The organism is Pontibacter kalidii, from assembly GCF_026278245.1.
Classification (GTDB): domain Bacteria; phylum Bacteroidota; class Bacteroidia; order Cytophagales; family Hymenobacteraceae; genus Pontibacter; species Pontibacter kalidii.
The window spans coordinates 1,228,214-1,244,071 of sequence record NZ_CP111079.1; the positions used below are offsets into that span (position 1 = coordinate 1,228,214).

Here is a 15,858-nt window from a genome sequence, read left to right on the forward strand (position 1 = left end):
AATTAAAATCATTGCAACGATGGGAGTTACTAGATTAAAAAGAAAAGATCGCAAAAATAAGGCTAGAGCAAACAACAAAGTAGCTAAGATTAAGCAGCTTCTGCTGACGCCTGTTATCAAGAATGTTGACATGGACGAGCTGAGAGCACAATTTGGAGAGGCTCCTAAAAACAAGCCTGCTGAGCAGAAAGAAGAAGCTGCCGCTGAGTAATCCTTATTTTCCGCGAAAGTAAGTCCATCTGCTGCCGCTGCTGTTGTAAGCGAATGGCGGCGGCTTACGAAACAAGATTTCAAGTGTGTTTGCTCGTGCAGGCACACTTTTTTTATGCCCGCTTGCCCAGTTCCACCACCTGCAGGTCCTGCACCTTGCCCTCGTTTATACTGAACTTTACCATCGTCCGGACTTTGTGGAAGCCATGCCTGCCCGCCGCGCCCGGGTTAATGTGCAGCAGGTTGTGCAGGCTTTTATCCGTCATTATTTTAAGGATATGCGAGTGGCCGGTGATGTAGAGCTGTGGCGGGTCCTGTTTTATACTTTGGCGCACGTCGGGGTGATACTTGCCGGGGTAACCGCCGATGTGTGTCATCATCACGTCCAGCCCTTCGGCCACAAAACGGTTCACTTTGGGGTGCACCTGCCGGATACTTGCATCATCGATGTTGCCGTACACACCCCGCAGCGGCGCCAGCTCTTGCAGCCTGTCTGATACCTCTATACTTCCAAAATCGCCGGCATGCCAGATCTCGTCGCAGTCAGAGAGCAGGCGTAGGATTTGGTCGTCGAGGTAGGAGTGGGTGTCGGAGAGGAGGCCGATTTTGAGCATGGGAGTTTCGGGAGTTAGAGGGTTTGGGAGTTAGAGAATTAGAGAGTTTTACCTTTCTTAGGTGCCACAAGTTACTGATTTTTCTCCGGACGGGCGGCGATGGTTGCTCCAGTAAGGCGAATCCGGAGATTTGCGCTTATACTTTGCCACGGGAGTGACTTCCGCGCTATTCCTGCTCCTTGCGATTAAAGGGAGTGACATTTGCGATACCTGGTCTAACCACCCCTGCCCCTCCTAAGCTTTTTCGAAGGCCCCTACCCCCAGGAGGGGAGCTTATAATTACTCCTGCTGAAGTATAAATTTCGTAGTCGCTGGTATAGCGCGGACAGGTCGCGACCTGTCCCTACAAAGTATAAGCCCACCCCTAGCCCCTCCGAGGAGGGGAATTATACTTGCTCCTTTTCCGGTCATTCCGACGAGAGGAGGGATCTAGTGGGAGCTTTAGACGAAAGACTATGTGACAAAGGACAAAAGAGGTAAAGTATAATATCACTTGAACTTGCGGCATCGCTAAAGCAGCGACTATCGATTCTGATCCCAGTCTTTCCGTTGAGCGCCTATGCGAGTTTTTCCGGTGCAGAGCGAGAGCGAGGCAGCCCGAGGCACGAGGGCAGGAAAAGCTCCCAGCGCGATGCCCTTATCGAGGGCCCCTACCCCCAGGACGAGCCCTCTCGGGCTTGAGGGAGCCAAAGCCAGAAATGAAACGAGCAGGTTGTAAAGCCATGGATCAGCAGCAGCTAACAACAATAGCCTGGTTCCAGTGGAAGGAAACATCGGTAGGAAAGTATAGCCAAAGTATAAACTACCTTATCGCAACTTGAAGGGTGGCAAAAAAGGCTATCTTTGTACAAGAGCTAATTTCTTGAAAAAGAAGGTTTTCAGCCCTTTGGAGAATAGATCAACTTAATGAACGGATTTAAATCTAGTACAACTTAGAATCTTACTATAAATATGAAGAAGCTATTTCTAGCATTGATCGGACTTGCATTTTTTACATCTTGCGAACAAGCCCAGGGAAGATTGACGGATGTGGCCAAAGACATCGCAAAAGAAGAATTCAAAAATCAAACAGGATTTGATTTTGATTCAACTAAATCAAAAATAGATACCCTGAACGTAGAAGGTGAGTTAAAGCGCGCAGCTAAAGATAGGCTCCAGGAAGAGCTAGACGCGATGTAAAGCCAGTCGTTGCTGGTGTTACCGGCAACAATACACAACACCATTCCCAATTCTTCGTCCGGCAGAGTTCGTAATTTTAATAGAATGGAAGTGATTTAGTGGTCCTGGATTCATGCCCATGCCTTGTTTAGGCTGTAGTGCTGTAGGAGTCCTGCTCAAGCCATCCTATAGTCACGAGGAGGGAAGGGCTTGGTACCGACACGGCAGGGTGCAGTTTATGGTAAAAGGGTTCCGGAACAGGAAGCATGCTTGAAGGTAACATAAGTCCGTAGCAAAACCGCCTGAGTAACAGTGCCGTAAGTGTAAACAGGACTAATTTAACTTCAACATGCGCATTAATACCCATACACCATACAAGGCAATCATTTCTGCTACCCTGGTTCTGCTCTTCCCGCTTATGATAGGTTGCTCTACCTTTTCCGGCAGTGGCAGCGTGTCCAACGATCCCGAAGTAGCCCATCAGGAACGGGAAGTAGAGCGATTGGAGCGGGAAGTGAAAGAGGCAGAGCGTCTTTCAGAGGAAGCGGAGCAGCGCGAAAAAGCAGCCAAAAACAGGCTGAAAGCCGCTGAACACGAACTAAAGGCGCTGGAGGAACGTGCCAAGAGAAGAAGCGAGTACTAGGCTTCTGCCCACCGTTCAGATAAGGAGCTATTCAGGTAAAAGCCTGAATCGCTCCTTTATTTCTGGTTGTAGTGCAAGTGTTTCCAATATAACCGGTTCCAACCACCCCTGCCCCTCAGAGCTACGCTCGTAAGCTTCGAACCCGCGTTCTCGCTAATCTAAGGAGGGAAGCATATCTGCAGGTATAGTTCCCCTCCCTGGAGGGGTTAGGGGTGGGTATTACACCTCCCATACTTTTCCACCCATGACTTAATCTCCCGAAGCACGTTGGGTATGGCCCTTTTCACCTCTGCATCATCAAACCGCAGAAACCTTACCCCGAGCTGTTCCAATTCCCGCTGCCGGGCAGCATCCTCTTCCAGACTATAGTCATGGCTGTCGCCATCTATCTCTATGGCCAGCATCAAGTCTTTGCAGTAAAAATCGACGATGTAGTTTCCCAGAGGTTTTTGCCTGTCGAAGTCGAGGCCGAGCAACTGTTTGTTTTTTAGCTCATCCCAGAGAAGCACTTCTGAAAGGGTACTGTTCTGCCGCAGCTGCCTTGCCAGCTCCTTTAGGTAAGGCTTATACGGTATGACTTTGCGCTTCATGCTGTTATCGGGGAACGATTGACCCACCCCTAACCCCTCCGAGGAGGGGAATTGTTCCGGACATAGTGAGATTTCGTGCTGTAACGTGCTACAGTATTATAAAATGCAGGCATCTCCAAAATACAGCTGAAAGCAGACTGGCTGAAGGAATTCCAGCCGTGTGATCAACTTCGCCCACCGGATAAAGTAATTCCCCTCCTTAGACAAGTCTTAGATCCCGGACTTGTTTCGGGGGAGGGGCAGGGGTGGTTGGACCCCGCACTGCAACACCTTTCTAACTCCCCAACTCCTAAACTCTCTAACTCCTAAACTCTCCAACTCTCTAACTCCCAAACTTTCCCTATCTTGCTGTAGAAAACAAAGGCCCCCCGACACATGCTGCAGCACAACACCCTACGCCCGAAGCAGGCGCTGAACAAGGCTTACCTGCGACTGAAAACAAGCAGAACCGAGATAGAGCAATTTAAGCTGGCGCTGACGGCGTTGCTGGATAACATAAACCTGCACGAGACGGAGGAACACGCCAAGAACCACCTGCGTGATTTTCTGCGGTTGACTTTTTATGATAAGTATGGGGTGAACACCAAGGGCAAGACCGACCTGGTGATCCATACCGGAAACAATACCAAGAGCAATGCCGGGGTGCTGCTGGAGGTGAAGCGGCCCACCAACAAGGCCGACATGCCCACCACCGACAACCTCAACTACAAAGCCACCCACGAGCTGCTGCTCTACTACCTGCGCGAGCGCCTGGAGCACCACAACCACGACATGCGCCACCTCATCGTAACCAGCGTGCACGAGTGGTTTGTGTTTGATGCTTTTGAGTTTGATAGGCTGTTCTTTCGGAACACGCAGCTGAAGAAAGACTTTGCCGACTGGAGCGCCGGGCGCAAGGCCAGCGGCAGCACCGATTTTTTCTATAAAGAGATTGCCGCGCCCTACATTGCCAGCCTGCAGGAAAATATCAGTTATACTTATTTTAACCTGAAGGAATACGAGAAGCCGCTGCGCAACCAGAACCCGAAAGACGATGTGAAGCTGGTACAGCTCTACAAGCTGCTCTCGCCGGCGCATTTGCTTAAAGAGCCCTTCGCTAACGACGCCAACTCCCTGGATCGCGATTTTTACCTGGAGCTGCTGCACATCATCGGGCTGGAGGAAGTGAAGGAGGGAGGTCGCAAACTGATCCAGCGGAAAGCTAAACCTAACCCCGGCTCGCTGCTGGAGGCCGCTTACCAGAAACTGCGCTCCGAAGACCTGATATCGGGCCTCGATAACCCCTACAGCTACGGCAGCACCCGCGAGGAGCAGCTGTTTAACGTGGCCCTGGAGCTGTGCATCACCTGGATGAACCGCATCCTGTTCCTCAAACTGCTGGAGGCGCAGCTCATCAGCTACCACCACGGCGACAAGAAGTATGGCTTTATGAGCACCGTGAACCTGCGCGAGTTCGACGACCTGAACGAGCTGTTCTTCGATGTGCTGGCCGAGCGACCCGAAAAGCGCAGCGCCAGCGTGAAGAGCAAGTATAACCACATCCCGTACCTCAACTCTTCGCTGTTCGAGACCACGGCGCTGGAGAAACGCACGCTGCGCATCTCTAACCTGAAAGACCGCAGCCTGCTGCCGCTCTACCCGCAAACCGTTTTCCGCCGCACACAGGGCAAAGACTTTATAAACAAGCACCCGGAACTGCACACGCTGGAGTACCTGCTGCGCTTTTTGGGCAGCTACGACTTCGGGGCCGAGGGCAAGGAGGAGATACAGGAGGAAAACAAGACGCTGATCACGGCTTCGGTGCTGGGGCTGATCTTTGAGAAGATAAACGGCTACCGCGACGGCTCCTTCTACACGCCCGGCTTTATTACCATGTACATGAGCCGCGAAGCCATACGCCGTGCGGTGGTGCAGCGCTTTTCGGAGAAGTATGGCTGGAACATCGACACCAGCTCGGCCGGACCAGGATTCGAATCCCTGCAGCTCCGCATCCACCAGAACTATACTTTAGAAAGTATAAAGGAGTATAACCAGCTCCTCAACAGCATGCGCATCTGCGACCCGGCGGTGGGCTCGGGGCATTACCTGGTGAGTGCGCTAAACGAGCTGATCGTGCTAAAGCATGACCTCCGGATTTTGACGAACCGCCAGGGCAAGCCGCTGCACTACGGAAGTATAGAAGTACAGAACGATGAGCTGATCGTGACCGACCTCCATGGCGAACCCTTCAGCTATACCGTAACCGAGCACCCCGACGGCCACCGAAGTATAAACCCGCAGGTGCAGGAGCTGCAGGAGGCTCTTTTCCATGAGAAGCAGACGATTATTGAAAACTGCCTTTTCGGGGTGGATATTAACCCGAACTCGGTCAAGATCTGCCGCCTGCGCCTCTGGATAGAGCTGCTCAAGAACGCCTACTACACCGCCCCCGAAAGTATAAACGGAGAGCCAGGCTCGGGCAAGTATACCCAGCTGCAGACACTGCCCAACATCGACATCAACATAAAGCAAGGCAACTCGCTGCTGAGCCGCTACCCGCTCACGGCCGACCTGAAAGAGGCCTTTGGCAAGAAGGGCCATAGTTTGCAGGCTTACCGCGAGGCCGTTTTAAAGTATAAACACACCAACTCCAAGGCCGATAAAAAGCAACTGGAGGCGTTCCTGGAGGAGATTAAGCAGGGCTTTAAGACCACGCTGGCCAACAACGACCCGCTGCGCAAGAAAATGGCCGACCTACGCGGGCAGATCTCGGTGATGCAGAACCCCGACCTGTTCGGGGCCAAAAAGGTAGACAAGAAGCAGCTGCAGCAAAAGCAGAAGCAACTGCAAAAGCTGGATGACGAGCGCCAGGCCATCGAGACGAACAAAGTATACGAGGGGGCTTTTGAGTGGCGCTTCGAGTTTCCGGAGGTGCTGGACGAGGAAGGAAAGTATAAAGGCTTCGATGTAGTGCTGGGCAACCCGCCGTACATACGCCAGGAGGAACTGGGCAGCTTTAAACTATACTTGCAGAAGGCCTACAGCACCTACGCAGGCACCGCCGACCTGTATGTATACTTTGTGGAGCGCGGGATAGAGCTGCTGCGCCAGGGCGGGCAGTTCAGCTACATTCTGCCGAACAAGTGGATGCGCGCCGGTTACGGACAGGCGCTGCGAAACTGGCTGCAAAACTACAGACTGGAGCAGCTGCTGGACTTCGGTGATTTGCCCGTGTTTGAGGAAGCCACTACCTACCCGCTTATACTTGCCGTGGCCAAGTATGAACCTGAGGCTGGCTATACCTTTGAGGCCGCTAATATAAAAACGCTAAAGTATGAGCAGGGGCTGGAGGCATACGTGCTGCAACACAAGTATGAGGTGCAGGCCGACCTGCTGCCTGACTCCGGCTGGACGCTCTCCGACAGCACCGCGCAGCAACTGCTGGAGAAGCTGAAAAACACCGGCACACCGCTGGGCGAGTATGTAAATGGAAAAATTTACCGTGGCGTTCTTACTGGTTTAAACGAGGCTTTTGTAATTGATGAGGCCACCAAAGAACGACTTATACTGGAAGATCCGCGAAGTGCGGAAATCATCAAACCGTTTCTGGCGGGCCGCGATGTGAAGCGCTACCAGCCGCCGAAGTCGGATAAGTATCTTATACTTTTCCCTGCCGGATTCACGAAAGAGCGAGCCGGAAAAAGTATAAACGAGCAACAGGCGTGGGAGTGGTTGCAAGAGAGTTATACTTCTGTGGCGGAATTTATGGCTCCTTTTGCTGAAAAAGCTGCTGCGCGTTGGGATAAAGGAGAATTCTGGTGGGAGCTCAGAGCTTGTGCTTACTATGATGAGTTTGAGAAGCCTAAAATTTTATATCCTGATATTTCTCTGAAAGGTGATTTTACTATAGATAGGAGTGGAGGCTGGTATATGGCTAACACCTGCTATTTCTTCAATTGCAATGATAAATTTATACTTGCCCTTTTAGCCAGTAAACTTATACTTTATTATTATAAAGAAACCTCAGCATCTGTAAGAGGAGGATATTTGAGGTTTTTCTCACAGTATGTTTCTCAGCTCCCCATCGCCACACCTGACGAAGAAACGAAAGCAAGTATAACGCAGCTGGTCGAGCAGATTTTAAGTATAAAACAAGCCGATCCGGCCGCCGATACGTTGGAGCTGGAGGCGGAGGTGGATGTGCTGGTGTACCGCCTCTATAACCTTACCTACGAGGAAGTGCTGCTGGTGGAGCCCGGCTTTAGCATGCCCCGCGAGGCCTATGAGCTTGCGCCCGGCATGGTAGCCAAGGTATAAACGCAACCTGTAACCATGCAAAACCTGGAAAAGCTTCCCCTGGAAGAGGGCGTAAAACAGCAGGTCAGGCTACACCGCGATTAGCTGCTGGCCGTGGCCGGCGTAAAGGTGGATATACAGGAGGTAGGCCCGGAGATCATTAACGTGAGGGTAGGGCAGAAGGAGCTAAAGAATGGCTTTCTGCATAACCAGCGGCAGTTGGTAAGCAGAGCAGCAAAGGTGTTAGCGCCACTCATGGGCGGACAGCACAGGATTCACTATACCACCTTAACCTTTAAGCCCGATTTCGCAGCCGTTACCACAGACTGGCTAAAAGAGAGGCTGGCTGAGTTCAGGCTTTCCCGTAACGACCTCATCAAGCAATCCGGTTTAGGCAAGGAAGTTCTGAGCAGGATTATGTCCGGCGCCGAACCTCCTGCACCGCATCAGCAGGCCGTCCTGTACTATTACTTCATGGTGCATGAGCTTAACCACAGCACCAGGGCGTTTCTAGCCTCCGACGACACACCTGCAGCAGACCTGTAGGAGCGAGCTGACGCTGAAGAAGTATAAATAAGCCGGTGCTGCGGTACTGCCGCCACGTAAGCAACGGGCCAGGCAAGTATAAAAATCGCCCTCGGGGAAGGCAGGGCCGGTAAGTTCTAATTTAAACGGCCTTGCCCCCGGACCCAGCCACAACACTCGCCCGCACTCGCGCTTCCGGATCTGCAATCCGGAAGCACTTACTACAAGGATTTGTAATCCGACTTTATACTTCGCCACCCGTCTTTATACTTCCAGCCTGCTAAAAAATCCGGCAGACAGGCAAAGCAGTAGGATCATTAGAATGCATACTTGTAATTATTGCGCATAAAGAGCAGAAAAACAGCTGTTTGCGTAAAATTTACGCTAAAGTTGTGCAATTGTGTCATTGGGTAAGTCATAAATAATGTGAAATTCGTACAATAAAAGTATATATAATGCTGACATATGCCACTCGCTAAGCTGCAGAAACACTTGTTCACGGTTGTACAAAAGGAGCCGCACGTTACAGTGCGCCTTTACCCGGAGATGAAATTTCTGTATGTGGAGTGGCAGGGCGTCATATCGAGCGAGGAGCTGCGTTCCGTTTTTATAAAAAACTGCGCTCTCGTAATTGAGCATGGGGTGGAGGTTGCCGTTGCCGATTTCAGCCGCCTTAGCATCCCCCTGCTGGCAGACCAGCTATGGATAGCCAACCATGCCAAGGAGCAGCTTAAGTGCAGCAAGCTAACGCGTATAGCCAACATTATGGCCCCCGAGCTACTGCAGCAACTTTCTATTGATACCCTGAACGGGTCATCCTCCGATGGCCTGCCTCCCTGTGTTACTCGCGATTTTATGCTGGAGGAAGATGCGCTGAGCTGGCTTTTCCCGGAAGGCTTTTGCTAAGTGGCTTGGCTATGCTTTAACGGCTGGCCAGAGTAGGGGCAGCTGTGTAGGGGCAGGCCGCAACAAACCCCATGCGTTGCTGCTGTCGGGCCTACGCCGGAAAAAGGGTTCGCAGCTTGCCCGGCTTTTTGTTCTGGAACAGCCGCAGCATAAACTTAAACACATTATACCCCTCTACCGATTTGTTGGGCGATTTCAGCGTTCGCCTGTAGTCCAGTGTTTCCATCAGGCTCTGCGTGTCGGTCAGGAGCAGGTACCTGTACATGTTCATAAAGTATTTATTAGCCTTTACAGAGCTCATCTTCAAGCCTAAGACCTCTTCCACAGCTCTTTTCTTGTTGTCCATACTTCTTTAAAATTTTATAAAACCAGTTAATTACAAGGTACCTTTTTTCGGGCACTAAACCAACAATAATCCTCTCTATATCAAATTGATTATCATATGTTAATATAAATGCTTACAAGTATAAACAGGAGGTAACTGGAACCAAGCTATCCTTGCTAGCTGCTGTTCCTCCACGGCTTTACAACCTACTCGCTTCATTTCTGGCTTTGGCTCCCTCATGGCCGGGAGGCCTCGTCCTCGGGCATCGCGCGGTGTTCCCTCCTGCGCCAGGGCGCTGCCGCATGCGCGGCACCGGATCTCACAAGGCGCTCAACCCAAGGACTGGGATCAGGTTCGATAGCCGCTGCCCTTGCTGTCATCTCGACCTTTGGGAGAGATCTCTTTAGAATTCCCCATAGATCTCTCACAGCTACGCTGGCTCTCTTCGGCTCCCGCCTCAAGAGTACTCGAGATGACAGGGAGTAGGGCAAGTGTGATTCTCCTCCTCGGAGGGGTTAGGGGTGGGTTTATACTTTGTAGTTCTGCTGTTCCGGATTGCAAATCCGAAAGAGCATGAAAGGGTGGGTTTATACTTTGTAGGGACAGGTTGCGACCTGTCCGCGCGAGAACAGCAGCTATACAATCTATACTTCAGCAGCAGTAGTTATAGGCTCCCCTCCTGGGGGTAGGGGCCCTCGAAAAAGCTAAGGAGGGGCAGGGGTGGTTGGAACCAGTGCTGCAGCCAGAAGCCCCGAAAGTGTTCAGGATCTTCTACTCGCAGCAGCTGCGCACGCAACGAAGTATTTAGAACGCAGGTTAGAAGCTAGCGAGCGCAGCTCTGAGGGGTAGGGTAGGAGTGGTTGAACACTGTACCCAATCTCCCGACAAGCCCCAAAGCAAGTATAAATCGTACCCCCGCTGCTTTTTTTGGCGGAAAGAGGATTACTTTGTTTATATAGCGTATTGCTATACCCTGCGGCCTCAGGCGGAAGTATAAACATCAACGAAAGAATTAAGAACAAGAAACAGCATCACTTATGGGAATGATGAAAGAATTTAAGGAGTTCGCCATGCGTGGCAACGTTATGGACCTGGCTATCGGTATTATCATTGGCGCTGCCTTCAACGGGTTGGTTAACTCCGTGGTAAAAGACCTGATCATGCCGCTGGTCGGCAAGGCTGTCGGCGACATGGACTTTTCGAACCTTTACCTGCCACTCTCCTCTGAAGTGCCCACCGGCCTTGCCCTGGAGGAAGCCCGAACGCTTGGGGCTGTGTTAGCTTGGGGTAACTTTATCACCGTGCTGCTCAATTTCCTGATCCTGGCGTTCATCATCTTTATGATCGTGAAAGCTATGAACAAGCTGAAGCGCAAGAAAGCCGAATCTCCTGCTGTGCCGCCGGCCGCAACTAAAGAAGAGGTGCTACTAACCGAAATGCGTGATGCCCTCCGCCAGATTGCGGCGAAGTAAGCGGTTATAGCAGACAGAAGTATAAAAAGCGCCGGTTCCCTAAAGACCAGCGCTTTTCTATACTTCTGCTATACTTTTTAGCCTGCTGGCGCAAGCCTCCGCTTGTACTTTCCCGGCCACTGCTTCCTTCCATTTGAACCAAGCTACTCTTATTTGCTGCCGCTGATCCACGGCTTTACAACCTGCTCGTTTCATTTCCGGCTTTGGTGCGCTCAAGCCCGCGAGGGCTCGTCTTGGGGGTAGGGGCCCTCGATAAGGGCATCGCGCTGGGAGCTTTTCCTACCCCCACCCAAAGACTGGGTTCTAATTCGATAGCTACAGCTACTCCTACATGTACCGGGCTCCATCCCCTGTTTTTAGGGGAGGGTTGGGGAGGGGGTGTCCCCCTTAGAAGGGGGCAGGGGATGATGATCGCCTGCGAAGAATTCCCCTCCCCGGAGGGGCTAGGGGTGGGTAATGCTTACCTAGGGCGCAGCCTATCATACTATGGCAGCGGCCCGGTGCGGCGCAAAACAAACATGCCTGCTCTTTACCGGAGCAGGCATGTTTGCTAAAGTATAGTTGCTGAAGCCTTACTTATCTCTGTCTTTCTCACGATCGTTGACATCAGCATCCACCGTCTTGGTTCTGGTGGTGGTGTCGTATTCCACAACCGTTTCAGTTACTTCGTACTCTGTTGCCACGGAATCACGGTCTACCACCACTTTGTTATCTTCTTCTGCCTCCAGGCTGGTTGTTCTATCGGTTCTTTCGCAGGCGGTCAAACTTAGCGAAGCCACAGCTACCACACCTGCTAAAAATATCCTTTTCATAGTTTTAATCATTAGTTCAACATAGATTAATACAAAACCAGGCAAAAGCCAGCTGTATTCTATATATCCTTTTACGGGTTCTTGCTAAGAAAAGGTGTGCTTTGCGTTAAAAGTACGGGCTATGCAGATCAGGAAATGTACAAAAACGCTTTCGCCGGGTGGCTAATCGGCAGCAGAGGTAAGGGGAGTGCTCAGCAGGGACTTATCTAACAGGTATGTTTCCGCATCCTGGAGAGAGGGGGGAAAGCGTGCCAGTTTATCCCTACTCCAAATATCCGAACAACTTGCGCAGCAGCACGATCTGGCCGAGGTGGTAAGCGTTGTGCTCGGCAACCAGCATAGCCTCCCGCAGCAGTGTTTGCCCCTGTCCGTGGGGAAAAGGAGCGTACAGGTCGGTTTTGGGATTCTGCACCAGCTGTACCAGCTCCTCCAGATCCTGAGTAAGGGTTCTCATGGTTTGCTCCAGCGCCTCCTGGCTTTCGGGGGCAGCCTGGGCGGGCCAGTAGTCATCGGGCCACGCGGGCTCCTGGTAGCTGGCGTTGCGGCTAAAGTCGAGTATGTCGTGCTGGGCAAAGCGCAGGTGCTCGAGCAACTGCCAGATCGTATAGGGCAGGCCTTCCGCCTTGCGTCCGGCCTCCTGCCGCGTGATTCCCTCCAGCAGCTCCTCCCGCGTTCGGAAGGCCTGTCCGCCGCGCATCAGCTTTACCAGCTGTTCCCGCAGTTGTTCGTCCTGTGTCATGGTGATGGTCAGGTAAAAGTATAAGATACTTGCTGCAGCAAGGGTAGGTTGCCAGGAGGGGCGAGCCAGGTGCGGTTCTACTGCCTGTTTATACTTGCTGAGGGAGCGCGGCTTGTGCAGGTTGTAAACCTGTAGCCTGGGCAGCTAAAGGGTTAAAACGGATCCCGCTCCGGGGGGCACAGTGCGAGCAGTTTTTGCGGCTTGCTGCTGAGCAGGCGCTTCAGCATAAACTTAAACAAATGGTAAGCTTCCTCTTGCCGCTGCTCGTCTTCCAGCTTCGCACGGAAGTCGAGCGTCAGCATAAAGCTTTCGTAGTCGTTGTAGAGCATGTACTCATACACATTGATGAAATACTTTTGCGCAGCCTTTCTGCTAAGGTCCAGGCCCACAACTTCCATCACAGCTCTCTTCTTTCCCATATGTTACCTCCCGTAGCCCAGGTGTGGTTTACATTCCTGCTTTGCGCTGCAAAACAGAAGTTAAAATGTATGTTAGAGGTGGTAAGTTACAGGAACAGAGTATCCTAAAAAATGACGCTGGTTACCTTTTTGGAAAAAAAGTACTGATAGCCAGGGGGCTATACCTCAGGCGCTAAACTAAAGCCGTGGTGTATTTGCCACACACAGTTTAACTTAAGCATACCGCAGCCGGTGCACCAGCAACACAGCCAGCGCAAACAGCACCACCGCCACCACCTGGTGCAGTACCCCCAGGCTCACCGGCACGGCCAGCAGCAGCGTGGCAATGCCCAGCGCCACCTGCACCAGGCAGGTAAGCAGCAGCGTGCGGGTAAGCGTACGGGCAACCCGGGGCAGTTCAACGGATCGGGAGCGCTGCCACAGCAGCCCCACTGCCAGCAGCACCAGCATGGCCACCCAGCGGTGCGTAAACTGCATCGCCGCGCCATTCTCCATCGCCTCCAGCCAGCTCAGGCCCTGCAGGTGTGTTGGCAAGAACTTGCCCTCCATCAGCGGGTAGGTGTTATAGGAGAAGCCAGCCTTTAGACCGGCCACAAAGGCCCCAAGTATGATCTGCACCAGTATTACCGCCAGCACAAGTAGTGAGAGCCTTTTATATCCTGCACTTGGGTGTTGCCTGTGCAGCCGCTTGCCAGCGGTCAGGTCGGCCACCGTCCAGAGAATGGCGCCGATCAGGGCCAGCGCTAGGCTCAGGTGCGCTGCCAGCCGGAAGTGGCTCACGTGCGGGTTGTCCACCAGGCCGCTCTTCACCATCAGCCAGCCCATCAGCCCCTGGGCCATGCCCAGTGCAAGTATGACCAGCAGCCGGCGGAACAGCCATTGGGTCAGCTGCCTGGTAAACAGAAAGTACAGGAACGGAAGTATAAACACTACCCCCATCACACGGCCGAGCAGCCGGTGCAGGTACTCCCACCAGAAAATCTGCTTGAAACCCTCCAGCGCCATGCCCTTGTTCAGCTTCTGATACTCCGGAAACTGCTTGTACTGCTCGAAGGCCGTGGCCCAGGCCTCCTCGCTCAGCGGTGGCAAGGTGCCCGAGATCAGGTTCCACTCCACGATCGAAAGCCCCGAGCCAGTAAGCCGCGTAATGCCGCCAATAACGACCATGGCCAGGATCAGCAACGCCCCACCCAGGAGCCAGTATACAATAGCCTTGTTATAGGATGATGTCTGCATAACCCGGCAAAGATCAGCGGAAAATAGTTTTTGAAGACTGACCTTCGTCATTGGAAGTATGATTTACTGGCGGGGTGGCTACAGTAGGCGCAGGTTCTACCTGCCTGCTTCCTGCAGTGGCTGTAGCCTCACTGATCCGTAGCCGGCCATGCGATCTAGAATCCGGCGGGGCTGGGTGTACGAGCTTACGAAGCTACTCTTGCGAGTTTAAAAGATATGGGGACGGGTATATTAAACTTCCGCAGTTTTTGTTAGATTGGAAATTCAATGGTTTACTTAGCCGCGCGCATGATCATACCCAATAAATTAATTAAGCTGGACTACAACCCGACCACGGACGTGCTGTTCATTGAGTGGCCCAACATGCACGATTACTCCTTGCCCGAGATGAAGTTCCTCATGGAAGAGATCATAGCCTCTGTGAAGCACTACGACATTAAACGGATACTGGCAGACTCGCGGCGATCGCACATCACCCTGGATCATGCGACATACGGCCAGCTGATCAGCAACATGGCGCTGATGCTGCAGACCACCCGCCTGCAGAAGTTCGCCCGCCTGACTACAACAGAGCTAAACCGCGAGACGATCGCCAGCCAGGCCGCCGCCCTCGTTAAAGACTCCATACAGTACCAGAGCTTTGATGATGCCGCCGTAGCCATGGCTTGGCTCACATCCTGAATTCTATACTTTATTCACTTATTAAAAGCAATAGCGAATGAGACCCTACATACTTGCCGAGACAAACTGGAAAGCCCTGAAAGAGCAGGAGGTGCAACTGGCGGTGCTGCCCTGGGGCGCAACCGAGGCACATAATTACCACCTGCCCTACGCCACTGATGTAATAGAGGCCGATGCCATTGCCGCCGCCTCTGCCAAAATTGCCTGGGAAAATGGCACGAAGGTGATGGTGCTGCCCACCATACCGTTTGGCGTAAACACCGGGCAGGCCGACATTAAGCTGGACATTAACCTGAACCCCAGCACGCAGCTGGCCATTCTGGATGACATTGTGGCCGTGTTGAGCCGGCAGGGCATCAAGAAGCTGCTGGTGCTGAACAGCCACGGCGGCAATGATTTTAAGCCGATGCTACGTGAGTTGGGCCTGCGCTACCCGGACATGTTTTTGGTGAGCTGTTTCTGGATACAGGCAGCCGACAGAAAGCAATTCTTCGAAGTACCCGGCGACCACGCCGATGAGATGGAGACCAGCCTGCTGCTGCACCTGCGCCCTGACCTGGTGCTGCCCCTGGAAGAAGCAGGAGAGGGCAAAGAGCGCAAATCGAAGGTAAAGGGGATACGAGAGGGATGGGCTTGGGCCGAGCGGCAATGGTCCATGGTGACGGAGGATACCGGCGTCGGCAATCCAAAGGCTGCCACCGCAGAAAAGGGAAAAGCTTTCCTGGAGGCCGCCGCCCGCAACATTGCCGGACTGCTAACCGAGCTTGCCCAGGTGGATGTGAACGAGCGCTACGGCGAGTAGCGCTCGTTACAAAACGAAAAAAAAGCCTTACACCGCGTGTAAGGCTTTTTTTTGCTTCAATGACTTTGTATCGTTAAAACTAAGCGCGTTTAACGTTAACCGCGTTCAGTCCTTTTCTTCCCTCTTTCAACTCGAATGTTACGTCGTCATTTTCTCTGATTTCGTCGATCAATCCAGTAACGTGCACGAAGTACTCTTGATCTGTGTTCTCGTCTTTAATGAAGCCGAATCCCTTCTCTCCATTAAAGAATTTTACTTTTCCTCTATTCATGATTTTTTTGTGATTGTAAAACTAAGACGTTTACAACCGTAAAAGTGTTCAAAAAAATTTACAAAAAGCTAATTAATTTTTATTATTTATCTTAAAACCGCATTAAAGGCGCTTTTTTTATCAAAAACATCGCATCTATTGTCGGATAGTGCGTAGCGGAAGACGCAGTATTCCTGTAGC

The 15,858-nt window shown here is 52.1% G+C and carries 17 protein-coding genes; 9 read left to right on the plus strand and 8 right to left on the minus strand.

Features of this window, described 5'->3' with window-relative positions:
• The first annotated feature begins 19 nt into the window (after window positions 1-19).
• A complete protein-coding gene (locus tag OH144_RS05200) occupies window positions 20-211 on the plus strand; it encodes a hypothetical protein (protein ID WP_266205243.1) in 192 nt (63 codons plus the stop codon).
• A 112-nt stretch (window positions 212-323) separates the two neighbouring features.
• On the opposite strand, the gene OH144_RS05205 is transcribed toward OH144_RS05200, so the two are convergent.
• A complete protein-coding gene (locus tag OH144_RS05205) occupies window positions 324-824 on the minus strand; it encodes a metallophosphoesterase family protein (RefSeq protein ID WP_266205244.1) in 501 nt (166 codons plus the stop codon).
• 951 nt (window positions 825-1,775) lie between these two features.
• On the opposite strand from OH144_RS05205, the gene OH144_RS05210 reads away from it, so the two are divergent.
• Together OH144_RS05210 and OH144_RS05215 are read left to right on the plus strand one after the other, a co-directional pair.
• Entirely contained in the window at window positions 1,776-2,003 is a 228-nt protein-coding gene (locus OH144_RS05210; protein WP_266205245.1) for a hypothetical protein, read from the plus strand.
• 328 nt (window positions 2,004-2,331) lie between these two features.
• A complete protein-coding gene (locus OH144_RS05215; protein WP_266205246.1) occupies window positions 2,332-2,625 on the plus strand; it encodes a hypothetical protein in 294 nt (97 codons plus the stop codon).
• Between the two features lie 206 nt (window positions 2,626-2,831).
• Here the strand turns inward: OH144_RS05215 and OH144_RS05220 are convergent, their stop codons facing one another.
• Window positions 2,832-3,215, minus strand: coding sequence for an endonuclease domain-containing protein (locus tag OH144_RS05220; protein ID WP_266205247.1), 384 nt, complete (start codon window positions 3,213-3,215; stop codon window positions 2,832-2,834).
• A 375-nt stretch (window positions 3,216-3,590) separates the two neighbouring features.
• On the opposite strand from OH144_RS05220, the gene OH144_RS05225 reads away from it, so the two are divergent.
• The 3 genes from OH144_RS05225 to OH144_RS05235 all read left to right on the plus strand — a co-directional run bounded on the left by OH144_RS05225 (window position 3,591) and on the right by OH144_RS05235 (window position 8,921).
• Window positions 3,591-7,511 (plus strand): DUF7149 domain-containing protein, encoded by a 3,921-nt coding sequence (locus tag OH144_RS05225; RefSeq protein ID WP_266205248.1) that lies wholly within the window; start codon window positions 3,591-3,593, stop codon window positions 7,509-7,511.
• 93 nt (window positions 7,512-7,604) lie between these two features.
• Complete coding sequence (locus tag OH144_RS05230) at window positions 7,605-8,036, plus strand: hypothetical protein (RefSeq protein ID WP_266205249.1); 432 nt, start codon at window positions 7,605-7,607, stop codon at window positions 8,034-8,036.
• A 444-nt stretch (window positions 8,037-8,480) separates the two neighbouring features.
• A complete protein-coding gene (locus OH144_RS05235) occupies window positions 8,481-8,921 on the plus strand; it encodes a hypothetical protein (RefSeq protein ID WP_266205250.1) in 441 nt (146 codons plus the stop codon).
• Between the two features lie 91 nt (window positions 8,922-9,012).
• Here the strand turns inward: OH144_RS05235 and OH144_RS05240 are convergent, their stop codons facing one another.
• The gene (locus OH144_RS05240; protein ID WP_266205251.1) at window positions 9,013-9,267 is read right to left on the minus strand and encodes a hypothetical protein; all 255 of its coding nucleotides are present in this window, start codon (window positions 9,265-9,267) and stop codon (window positions 9,013-9,015) included.
• Window positions 9,268-10,283: 1,016 nt separating this feature from the next.
• On the opposite strand from OH144_RS05240, the gene mscL reads away from it, so the two are divergent.
• Entirely contained in the window at window positions 10,284-10,718 is a 435-nt protein-coding gene (mscL, locus tag OH144_RS05245) for a large conductance mechanosensitive channel protein MscL (protein WP_266205252.1), read from the plus strand.
• Between the two features lie 572 nt (window positions 10,719-11,290).
• Here the strand turns inward: mscL and OH144_RS05250 are convergent.
• From OH144_RS05250 to OH144_RS05265, 4 genes are all read right to left on the minus strand, one after another.
• Window positions 11,291-11,530 carry a hypothetical protein gene (locus OH144_RS05250; RefSeq protein WP_266205253.1) on the minus strand — a complete coding sequence of 80 codons (240 nt, stop codon included), beginning with the start codon at window positions 11,528-11,530 and terminating at the stop codon, window positions 11,291-11,293.
• Between the two features lie 262 nt (window positions 11,531-11,792).
• Window positions 11,793-12,269, minus strand: coding sequence for a DinB family protein (locus OH144_RS05255; RefSeq protein WP_266205254.1), 477 nt, complete (start codon window positions 12,267-12,269; stop codon window positions 11,793-11,795).
• A 152-nt stretch (window positions 12,270-12,421) separates the two neighbouring features.
• A complete protein-coding gene (locus OH144_RS05260) occupies window positions 12,422-12,688 on the minus strand; it encodes a hypothetical protein (RefSeq protein ID WP_266205255.1) in 267 nt (88 codons plus the stop codon).
• A gap of 213 nt (window positions 12,689-12,901) precedes the next feature.
• The gene (locus OH144_RS05265; protein WP_266205256.1) at window positions 12,902-13,924 is read right to left on the minus strand and encodes a COX15/CtaA family protein; all 1,023 of its coding nucleotides are present in this window, start codon (window positions 13,922-13,924) and stop codon (window positions 12,902-12,904) included.
• Window positions 13,925-14,191: 267 nt separating this feature from the next.
• Between OH144_RS05265 and OH144_RS05270 the strand changes: the two genes are divergently transcribed.
• Window positions 14,192-14,605 (plus strand): hypothetical protein, encoded by a 414-nt coding sequence (locus OH144_RS05270; protein ID WP_266205257.1) that lies wholly within the window; start codon window positions 14,192-14,194, stop codon window positions 14,603-14,605.
• A gap of 37 nt (window positions 14,606-14,642) precedes the next feature.
• Window positions 14,643-15,407, plus strand: coding sequence for a creatininase family protein (locus tag OH144_RS05275; protein WP_266205258.1), 765 nt, complete (start codon window positions 14,643-14,645; stop codon window positions 15,405-15,407).
• A 79-nt stretch (window positions 15,408-15,486) separates the two neighbouring features.
• Here OH144_RS05275 and OH144_RS05280 read toward each other — a convergent pair whose 3' ends face one another.
• Entirely contained in the window at window positions 15,487-15,678 is a 192-nt protein-coding gene (locus OH144_RS05280; RefSeq protein ID WP_073852945.1) for a cold-shock protein, read from the minus strand.
• Window positions 15,679-15,858 lie beyond the last annotated feature (180 nt).